The sequence below is a fragment of the Chryseobacterium sp. 22458 genome, from assembly GCF_052044975.1.
Classification (GTDB): Bacteria; Bacteroidota; Bacteroidia; order Flavobacteriales; family Weeksellaceae; genus Chryseobacterium.
Genome location: NZ_JBQEOA010000003.1, coordinates 729,283 through 739,755, shown reverse-complemented (window position 1 = coordinate 739,755; position 10,473 = coordinate 729,283). Strand labels below are relative to the sequence as shown.

At 37.1% G+C, this 10,473-nt stretch carries 8 protein-coding genes; 4 read left to right on the top strand and 4 right to left on the bottom strand.

All coding sequences use genetic code 11. From position 1 onward, the window contains the following. Nucleotides 1-234: 234 nt before the first annotated feature. Entirely contained in the window at nucleotides 235-1,281 is a 1,047-nt protein-coding gene (locus tag ACTJJF_RS14330; protein ID WP_440700073.1) for a PA0069 family radical SAM protein, read from the bottom strand. 120 nt (nucleotides 1,282-1,401) lie between these two features. Continuing rightward, nucleotides 1,402-1,596, bottom strand: a complete 195-nt coding sequence (locus tag ACTJJF_RS14325) for a hypothetical protein (protein WP_312297692.1) — start codon at nucleotides 1,594-1,596, stop codon at nucleotides 1,402-1,404. Nucleotides 1,597-1,770: 174 nt separating this feature from the next. Between ACTJJF_RS14325 and ACTJJF_RS14320 the strand changes: the two genes are divergently transcribed. Beyond that, the gene (locus ACTJJF_RS14320) at nucleotides 1,771-2,121 is read left to right on the top strand and encodes a hypothetical protein (RefSeq protein WP_312297690.1); all 351 of its coding nucleotides are present in this window, start codon (nucleotides 1,771-1,773) and stop codon (nucleotides 2,119-2,121) included. 84 nt (nucleotides 2,122-2,205) lie between these two features. Here the strand turns inward: ACTJJF_RS14320 and ACTJJF_RS14315 are convergent, their stop codons facing one another. Both ACTJJF_RS14315 and ACTJJF_RS14310 read right to left on the bottom strand, forming a co-directional pair. Continuing rightward, nucleotides 2,206-4,854: a hypothetical protein gene (locus ACTJJF_RS14315; RefSeq protein WP_440700072.1), complete on the bottom strand. Its 2,649-nt coding sequence runs from the start codon at nucleotides 4,852-4,854 to the stop codon at nucleotides 2,206-2,208. 104 nt (nucleotides 4,855-4,958) lie between these two features. Next, entirely contained in the window at nucleotides 4,959-5,753 is a 795-nt protein-coding gene (locus ACTJJF_RS14310; protein WP_312297688.1) for a DUF2797 domain-containing protein, read from the bottom strand. An 88-nt stretch (nucleotides 5,754-5,841) separates the two neighbouring features. On the opposite strand from ACTJJF_RS14310, the gene ACTJJF_RS14305 reads away from it, so the two are divergent. The 3 genes from ACTJJF_RS14305 to secA all read left to right on the top strand — a co-directional run bounded on the left by ACTJJF_RS14305 (nucleotide 5,842) and on the right by secA (nucleotide 10,429). Next, entirely contained in the window at nucleotides 5,842-6,870 is a 1,029-nt protein-coding gene (locus tag ACTJJF_RS14305; protein WP_440700071.1) for a GDP-mannose 4,6-dehydratase, read from the top strand. A 136-nt stretch (nucleotides 6,871-7,006) separates the two neighbouring features. Beyond that, complete coding sequence (locus ACTJJF_RS14300; RefSeq protein ID WP_002662059.1) at nucleotides 7,007-7,228, top strand: DUF2795 domain-containing protein; 222 nt, start codon at nucleotides 7,007-7,009, stop codon at nucleotides 7,226-7,228. 126 nt (nucleotides 7,229-7,354) lie between these two features. Continuing rightward, nucleotides 7,355-10,429: a preprotein translocase subunit SecA gene (gene secA, locus ACTJJF_RS14295; protein ID WP_312297686.1), complete on the top strand. Its 3,075-nt coding sequence runs from the start codon at nucleotides 7,355-7,357 to the stop codon at nucleotides 10,427-10,429. The last annotated feature ends 44 nt before the right edge of the window (nucleotides 10,430-10,473 follow it).

Genomic DNA, 10,473 nt, shown 5'->3' with positions numbered 1-10,473 from the left:
TACTTATTACTTATACTAATGTGTACTTCTCCCCTAGCCCTGATAGGAACGGTTACCCCGCAACATGGGTTGGAGAGATGCTGGATTGGACCCTGGAAGCGCAAGGCGTGAGGAGTATGAGTGGATAGCAGGAAATAGCTCCTGAAAAAATCATCATATATAGAATGAAAAACTGATTGGAAAAAGGTTAATCTATACTTACTATATAATTATGTATAAACTTCTTTGGAATGATCAATCAAATAACCTTAATTGCTGATCCTTGGCTCCGGTGAAGTTTGAGGTGGAAAGTTTAGGAAATTCTTTGCCATCAAAAAATTTCTTTCTTCCTATTTTAAAGGTAGTATGAATCATGTCTGCGATATTACCTTCTCCTTTCTGTCTTTCGAAATATCTTTTGTCTCCCAGCTTCCCCCCACGCATAGAACGTATTAGGTTCAGTACTTTTTGAGCCCTGTCCGGGAAATGTGCTTCAATCCAATGAACAAAAACCGGTTCAACGGTATCATTTAATCGCACAAGGGTATATCCAAATCCTAAAGCGCCTGCGTCTGATATAGATTTCAGGATATTTAAAGGCTCATCACTATTCAATCCCGGAATAACAGGGGCTACCATAACGTGAACGGGAATTTTATTTTCAGAGAGAATTTCAATTGCTTTTAATTTATTGGGCGCTGAACTGGTTCTCGGCTCCATTTTGCGCCTCAATTCTTCATTAATGGTTGGAATACTGAGGGAAACAGAAACAAGGTTCTGCTCCGCCATTGGCTTTAGGATATCGAGATCTCTCAATACCAATGCATTTTTTGTCAGAATATTGACAGGATGTCTGTAATCAAGACAAACCTGCAGGAGTTTTCTGGTAATTTCAAATTGTCTTTCAGCAGGCTGGTAGCAGTCTGTGTTTCCGGAAAGCAAAATAGGAGCTGCTTTATAGCCTCTTTTCTGAAAAAATTTCTCCAGAAGCTCAGGCGCATTTTTCTTCACCATAATTTTTCTTTCGAAATCGATTCCGGCACTATAGCCCCAATATTCATGAGTAGGTCTTGCAAAGCAATAGGAGCAGCCGTGTTCGCAGCCCTGATAAGGATTCATGGAATATTCCATCGGAAGATCTTCGCTTTTAACCTGATTGACAATAGTTTTCGGGAATACTTCGGTAAAGGAGGTTTTCACCGTTTCGAAATCTTCATCTTCGGGTTCATAGGTATACCTATCGAAACGGTTGATAACGTTTCGCTGAGCTCCCTGACCTTTTATGAAATTTTCGTTTTGCATTCCGATGTAAAATTAGAATGGAATTTTTATATAATCATGAGTTTTAACATTAAAGTTTTCCACAAAAAAATCCAACACCTTCAAAAGTGTTGGATTAAACATAATTAATATATTTTTTTACTACTTCAGCGCATAAAACTCAACTCCGTGGTTTTCGTCGTCGAGATTCTTTTCATCAAAGTGTCTGTGATAGTCCGAATAGGAATCACTATATTTTTTGTCTTTTTTAGTCAATATTTTTTTGATGCTGATTAAACTTAATACTGCCAAAAGACCAACTCCTCCTGCCAGTAAAACTCCAACTTCTTTTTTCATATTTTCTTTGATTTATTAATATTAGCATTGCAAAAAGTATACCCATTTTATTTTTCTGAATTATAAATTTTGTTAACATTAAACTTTATTTTTAAGAAAACTATAATCTGCTATTTTTCTTATATTTAGAAATGCAATGGTTTAATTATTGTACTTAAAAAGAAAAATAACGTTATGGAAAATCCAGAAAACATCGACAGAATGACGACTTTAAGCCAAGTTATGAAAACGCTTTCTGAAAGAGGGATACACAGGGAATTCAGAATGAATGAGAGTTGTGAGATGAAACTTGAAAATTCTGATAAGGTCTATCAGCCTTCAGAACTGACAATATTAAAAACCTACCGTTTTGAAGGAGACAGTAATCCAGATGACAATGCGGTACTCTATGTTGTAAAAGATGACACAGGAAATAAGGGGATGATTATAGATTCTTACGGAGCTGACAGCAATTATCCCGGACAGGAATTTGATGAGTTTCTCAGAAAAATCACCATTATGGAAAGTGATGAATTCAATTTCTAAATGGACAAAGCTCTATATTATTTTTTAAACCATTGGGATTATTTCAATCTTTACACATATTAATATTTTCAATGGTTTAAAAATTTATTGTTCTGAATGATCTTTCTTTTTAAATATTTTATTCAGAAAACCTTTCTTTTCTTTTTTCTCTTCTTCCGGTTTAGTCTCTGTTTTGCTTTTAATTTCCTGTTTTATTTCCTTCACAGATTGCTTCATGTCTTTAACGGAAGAAACCGCATTTTTCACTTTCGCCTCTGTTTTCTCTACATTTTTACCAATCAGAGTCTTTTTTAAACCCTGTTCAATGCCTTTCCAGAAGAGGTTGAAGAATGATTTCGTAGGATCACGTTCTACATTTTCTACTGTAACCGATTCCGGGAAACTTCCGGAGTCTGATTTAATAAAAACATTAGCAACAGCTGTCAGGAAACCCTTCTTTTCATGATTATTCTTATTTAAAACCGCAATTTTCAGATCTTTATGCTTCAGATTGAATGTTCCATACAGGCCTGCAGGATTTCCTTTAAAGTTGAAAAGCATCTCCTGAATTGTCCCGGCAGTCGCTGTCACATGAAGATAAGGCCGTATAAACGGATTGATTCCACTGGCAGGAAGACCTGTTGTTTTACCTGAAATGGCAAACACATCATTCTGATCAGCGACATCAAAGTTCCAGTTGACAGAAAGTGGCGACTGATTCATGAATGAACAGTTGATTTTAATATCTACTCTGGTAGGTTTCCCTTTTATTTTGGCGGAATTCAGGTTCCTGACATTCATATTAAAATTTCCGAACGTCAGTTTGCCAGGCCCCATACTTTCAGGAGTATCTTCTTCGTATACCAGAACGGAATTCTTCAGATCCAGATGATCCACCATCATTGGCATTTTAATAGAACGAAGCATTTTTGAATAAAGAGCCTTTATTTTGGGGTCATCTTTTGGAATTTTACTCCTGAAAATATTGGCATCTGCAGATTGTATGACTACATGGGAAGCATTGATTGATTTATTTTGAGAAAACAGGTCCCAGCTCCCTTCTGCCGTTATTTGCCCGGCTTTTAAATCGTACAGATCCCTTTCTACAGGTATCATTTTGATAAATTGGGCTCTTGAAACGAGAGGCTTCATTGCAAAATTATTGATCTGAATTTTATTTTTATTCAGTTTCAGAAGCCCAAGGCTGAGATTGTAAAACTGTGTTTTGTAGGCAAGGTTCCTTGTTGTCAGGAAATAATCTTTCACAGTAAAAGAAAGTCCCTGGTTGTTAGGCCTGGGAGCCAGCTCAATATTGTTGGCTGTAGCATTCAGATCATGAAAGGCCAGCGGCTCTTTTCCTTTATCATATATTATATTGGAATTTTTCAGGGAGACCTTACGAATTATAACTGATTGTATGATACCCGGTCCTGGCTTTTTAACCGCCTTATGTTCCCCGGCTTTGATAGTTCCGTTTGCATTTTCTATAAGAACGTCTTTGAAATCCAACACAAGCTTTTTATCTACAAAGTCCAGTTTATTGATATTAAAAGCAATGTGATTTGTTTTTAATTCCATTGTAGTCTTTTTCCCTGAAAGGTCTCCCGGTGTCAATATGACATCTCTGATTTCACCATTGGCAGGTTTCAAAGCAACGCTTCCTATAGTAATATTCTGATGGTCAGAATACACAATATCTTTTCCGGAAAAAGTGAAGTCTTTATATCCTATAGGAACTACCTGCTGTGAGGTTTCTTTATTAAAAAGAAGCTTATTGATGTTCAGATTAAGATTTCCGGCCGTTAAAAGCCTGTTGCCATCCGGTTTATTGATCTGAACAACAGCATTATTAAGCTTTATATTTTCTAAATTGACTTCAAAGTTCGATTTTTTCTCCGTTTTTTTTGCTTTTACCCCGGTATTATAAACCGTAAGAACAGGATTTTGAAATTCAGCATTCGTAAGGGAAGCTTTATTTTTGTTTAAAACCACGTCTTTAAATTCCATTTTAGGAATTGTAAACTCAAACAACTGAGGCTTTTTCGGATAGAAGTTTTTAAATTGGCTGAAAGACAAAAGTGGGTTCAGTTTGAAATTTTCAACAGACATCTGACCGTTTTCTGTGTTAATAGAGCGGATTGTGATTGCATACACCTGATCCGGCCGGAAGAAAAAACTTTTTCCTTTGATGCTGTAACGATCAAAAACTACAGGTAATTTATTTTCTACGGATTCTTCCGTCATCTGCAGATTTTCTACAAAGAGATTTAACTGCTGAACGGATAAAAACTTCTGCTTCGTATCTCTGAAAATAGCAATAGAACCATCATTGATCCGGATATTTTCAAACAAAAACGGATTCCTCTTTTTACCGGTTTTACGATCAACTGGTTTCGCAAGAATTACATTCAGATTAGGTTTTGCCAACAGCAGATCGGAAGAGCTTATTCTTTTATTAAAAATTGCATCGTAAATTCCAAAACGGCTGATTTTTAAGGTATCAATTGTTCCCTGCAGTCCAATAACATTAGTATTCTGTGGATTTTTACTGTTTACGGAAATACCTGTTGACAAAATATTACCTGTTCCAAGATCCACATCCAGTGTTTTGTAGGAAACTTTATAGTCTGTATTCTTCTTTATGTATTCCGGAAGCTGGGTTTTAAGCCAATAATTCAGTCCGAAATTTGCTGCAAGAATGATTCCTGCCAGAATTCCGAAACTTATTAAGAGTCTTTTCACCCATTTTTTCATATTGTGATTTTTTTAATATACTTTAAATATAAGAATTTAAGAAAGAATATTTACTGATTGAGAATAAAAAAGAACCAGAGCAATTCATTCTGATTCTTTTCTATTTATTTTATTTCTAATTCAATCACGTATCCTTCATGTCCTCTTACATTCATGAAATTTCCGCCTTCAAATCCAAGATACTGACCTTTGATCCCGGTAAGCCTTCCTGTAAATTCAGGCTTTTTATCTAAGGTAAATGAGGTTACTTTTTCTGGTTTTTCAAAAGGATAATCAAACATCCACAACTCTTCTCCTTCACTGTAAAACTTCTGAAAGTCTTCCGGAAAATATTCTTTGATCTTCTGCCTGAAATCTGCAAGGTCTACTTCGCCTTCGAAATCATCCTGTAACATTTTTCTCCAGTTGGTTTTATCAGGAAGATGTTCTTTCAATGCCACTTCTATCATCCCTGCTTCATACCGGTTTTCCGTTCTTGCAATAGGCAAGGCAAAAGTAGCTCCCTGATCAATCCATCTGGTAGGGATCTGTGTATTTCTGGTAACCCCTACTTTCACATCTCCGGTATAGGAAAGATATACGGTATGAGGCTGAAGCTGTATTTCTTTTTCTACTTCCAGATCACGCTCGGCAACTCCCAGATGCGCTGTAGAGAGCTCAGGGCGGATAATGGTATCACTTGCATACGGGCTTTCAAAAAAACAGTTCTTGCAGAAACCCATTCTGTAGATCGGTTTATTTTCGCCACAGTTCACACATTGAAATCCTGCATGCTTTATGGTCAGTTCCTTTCCAAACAACTCATTCATATGAATAAGATCTCCTGAAAGATTAAGGTAGTATTGGATCGGCTTATCATCGTAGCTCGTCATTTTTAAAATTTGCCCTTGAAACTGCATATTGTATTTATATTACTTTTTTTAAGTAAATTTAATGATTATATTTTCAAAAAGTAAAATTTATATTTGCACTCATAAAAAATCACAGATGACTTACCTTGTAACAGGAGGCAGCGGGTTCATTGGTTCACATTTAGTTGAGCAATTATTAAGAAATGGACATTCTGTCATAAACATTGACAATTTTGATAATTTCTACGGCTATCAGGTAAAAATTAAAAATACTTTAGAGTCAATCGGTAAAATTCCGAATTTTGAATTCTCTGACAAAGAGACAGACATTCAGCACTTAACTTCCCTCACTAAGTCTGATCAGTATTCTCTTTATTATCAGGATATCCGGGACTTAAAAGGACTTGAAACGATCTTTAAAAACCATTCTATTGACATGGTCATTCACCTTGCCGCCCTTGCAGGAGTGCGTCCTTCTATTGAAAAGCCTTTAGAATACGAAGAAGTGAATGTAAGAGGTACCATGAATCTGTGGGAGCTCTGCAAAGAATTCAATATCAGAAAATTCATTTGCGCTTCTTCTTCAAGTGTTTACGGAAACAATGAAAAAGTCCCTTTTTCAGAAACGGATAATGTAGATAATCCCATCTCTCCTTATGCCGCTACTAAGAAAAGCGGGGAAATACTGGGTCATGTTTATCATAACCTATACCATATAGATATGATACAGCTCAGGTTCTTTACAGTTTATGGACCGAGACAAAGACCGGATCTTGCCATACACAAATTTACCCGACTTATTTCAGAAGGAACGGAAATTCCTTTCTACGGAGACGGAAACACAGCCAGAGATTATACCTATATAGATGATATTATTGATGGGATCCTGAAATCAATCCTTTATCTGGAAAACCATTCCGGGGTCTATGAAATTCTTAATCTTGGCGAAAACCAGGTTGTGCCTTTATCTGAGATGGTCACCACCATAGAAAATGCTCTTGGAAAATCTGTCACGAAAAAAATTCTGCCAATGCAGCCGGGAGATGTCACAAAAACCAATGCAGATATCACAAAAGCAAAGGCCTTAATAGGGTATCAACCGTCTACAGACTTCCAAAATGGCATAAAAAAATTTGTGGAATGGTTTTTGAGAAAACGACATTAAGTAAATTGCTGACATGGCTGCCATGCAGTTGGTGACAGACATTTATAAGAAAAAATTATAAAAAGAATTGAAAATCAAGTATAAAAAAGTTTATTATACAACCTATTTTTATACTTTTGCAAAAAATTAGAAAATTATGTACTGGACATTAGAATTAGCTTCATATCTAAGTGACGCACCTTGGCCAATGACAAAAGCAGAGCTTATTGACTACGCAATCAGAACTGGTGCACCTATGGAAGTAGTGGAAAACCTTCAGGCAATTGAAGATGAAGGAGAAATTTATGAATCTATTGAGGAAGTGTGGAGTGACTATCCTACCGACGAGGACTTCCTTTGGAACGAGGACGAATATTAATAAAGCGATAAGCTTTAGGCTGCGTGCTTAGAGCTTTTTTGCCCTTTTTTATATATTAATTTACACGATAAGCGTGTTATTTAAAACGCTTAAAGCATTTTGCATTAAGCATAAAGCAAAAAATTTATGAGTTTTTTAAACAAAGTTCTTAAAGGGTTTTTGGGAGACAAAAAAGCGCAGGACCTAAAAGAAGTAAAAAAAGTTGTAACAAAAATCAAAGCTGTAGAACCTAACATCCAACAATTGTCGGATGATGGTTTGAGACAAAAAACTGCTGAGTTTAAAGCAAGTATTAAAGATGCTACCAGCAAGATCACAGCTCAAATAGAACAGATTAAAGAGCAGATAAAAAATTCAACCAATGTTGACGAGAAAGAAGCTCTTTTCTCAAAAATTGAGTCTTTAAAGAAAGAATCCTACGAAATCGAAGAGAAAGTTCTGGTACAAGTTCTTCCTGAAGCCTTTGCATTGATCAAAGAAACAGCAAGAAGATGGGCGCAGAACGGAGAAATCCGTGTAACAGCTACTGAATGGGACAGAGAATTAGCTGCTGCAGGAAAAGATTTTGTAAGCATTCAGGGAGACCAGGCTGTTTGGAAAAACTCATGGGACGCTGCCGGAACTCCAGTAGTTTGGGATATGGTCCACTATGATGTTCAGTTTATTGGAGGGATTATTCTTCACAGTGGTAAAATTGCCGAGATGGCAACCGGTGAAGGTAAAACCCTGGTAGGAACATTACCTATTTATTTAAATTCACTTCCTGAAAGAGGGGTACACGTTGTAACCGTGAACGACTATCTTGCAAAAAGAGACTCCGCTTGGATGGGACCTCTTTATCAGTTCCACGGAATGTCTATCGATTGTATCGATAACCACCAGCCGAACTCAGACGGAAGAAGAAAAGCATACAACTCGGATATTACTTACGGAACGAACAACGAGTTTGGTTTCGATTATCTGAGAGATAACATGGTGACTTCACCTTCAGAATTGGTACAAAGAGAACTGAACTTTGCTATTGTGGATGAGGTGGATTCTGTATTGGTAGATGATGCAAGAACACCATTGATCATTTCCGGTCCGGTTCCTCAGGGAGACAGACAGGAGTTTGATGTTCTGAAGCCTTCTATCGACAGAATTGTTGAAGTACAAAAGAAAACCGTTTCTGCTATTTTCAACGAAGCGAAAAAATTAATCGCTGCTGGAAATACAAAAGAAGGTGGATTCAAATTACTTCAGGCCTACAGAGGTCTTCCAAAAAACAGACAGTTAATCAAATTCTTATCGGAAAGCGGAAACAGAGCATTGCTTCAGAAAGTGGAGGCACAATACATGCAGGACAACAACCGTGATATGCCGATCGTAGATAAAGATCTTTACTTCGTCATCGAGGAAAAAAACAATCAGGTAGACCTTACAGACAAAGGTGTTGAATACATGTCTCAGGGGAATTCTGATCCTAACTTCTTCGTACTTCCGGATATCGGAACTGAGATTGCTGAAGTGGAGGCTAAAAATTTATCTAAAGAAGATGAGTTTGAGGCTAAAGAAAGACTTTTCGCAGATTTTGCTGAGAAATCCGAGCGTGTACACACCATGAGCCAGCTATTGAAAGCTTACACATTGTTTGAAAAAGATGATGAATACGTGGTAATTGATGGTGAAGTAAAAATCGTTGATGAGCAGACAGGTCGTATCATGGAGGGACGCCGTTATTCCGACGGTCTTCACCAGGCGATCGAAGCGAAAGAGAATGTAAAAATTGAGGCAGCTACTCAAACTTTTGCAACCATCACGCTTCAGAACTACTTCCGTATGTACAACAAGCTTGCGGGGATGACCGGTACAGCAGAAACAGAAGCGGGTGAGCTTTGGGAGATCTACAAACTGGATGTTGTGGTAATTCCTACCAACCGTCCAATCTTAAGACATGACAGACAGGATTTAGTTTACAAAACTAACCGTGAAAAATATAACGCCGTAATTGAAGAGGTTGAAAAATTAACAGCAGCAGGAAGACCTGTATTGGTAGGTACAACTTCAGTTGAAATCTCTCAGTTACTTTCTAAGGCCCTTCAATTAAGAAAAATTCCACACCAGGTACTGAATGCGAAGCTTCACAAAAAAGAAGCGGAAATTGTTGCCGGAGCAGGACAGCCGGGAGTTGTAACCATTGCAACCAACATGGCAGGTCGTGGTACCGACATTAAGCTTTCTAAAGAAGTAAAAGATGCAGGAGGTTTAGCGATCATCGGTACTGAAAGACATGATTCAAGACGTGTTGACAGACAGTTGAGAGGTAGAGCGGGACGTCAGGGAGATCCGGGAAGTTCTCAGTTTTATGTATCTCTTGAAGATAACCTGATGCGTTTATTCGGTTCTGAAAGAATTGCGAAGATGATGGACAGAATGGGTCATAAAGAAGGTGAAGTGATTCAGCACTCTATGATCAGCAAATCTATCGAAAGAGCACAGAAAAAAGTGGAAGAAAATAACTTCGGAACAAGAAAGAGACTTCTTGAGTATGATGATGTAATGAACAAGCAGCGTGACGTTATCTATAAGAGAAGAAAGAATGCTCTATTCGGAGACCACTTGAAATATGACATCACAAATATGATCTTTGATGTTGCCAATTCTATCGTTGCAAAAGGAAAAGCTACGGGGAATTATAAAGATTTTGAATACGAAATCATTAAAACATTTACCATGGAATCTCCGGTTTCTCAAAATGATTTTAATAATAAAAGCGTTCAGGATCTGACGAATATCTTGTTCAAAGCAGCTCAGGAAGATTATCAGATGAAACTGAACCTGTTGAAAGAAAAATCATTCCCAATCATTGAGAATGTATATCAGAACCAGGGTTCAATGTTCAAAATGATCCAGGTTCCTTTCACAGACGGGCACAAAACAATGACGATTGTAGCTGATCTTAAAGAGGCTTACGATACTCAGTGTGAAAGCTTAGTGAACGATTTTGAAAAGAATATCACTTTATCTATCATCGATGAAAACTGGAAGCTTCACCTTCGTGAAATGGACGACTTGAGAAGATCATCACAAGGAGCTGTTTACGAGCAGAAAGATCCATTGGTAATTTACAAGCAGGAATCTTTCCACTTATTCAGTGAAATGATCGATAAATTAAACAAAGAAATTATTTCTTTCTTATATAAAGGAGAAATTCCGGCTTAAGAAAAATTTAATAAAATCATACAAAAACCGCTCTGGCATTGGCC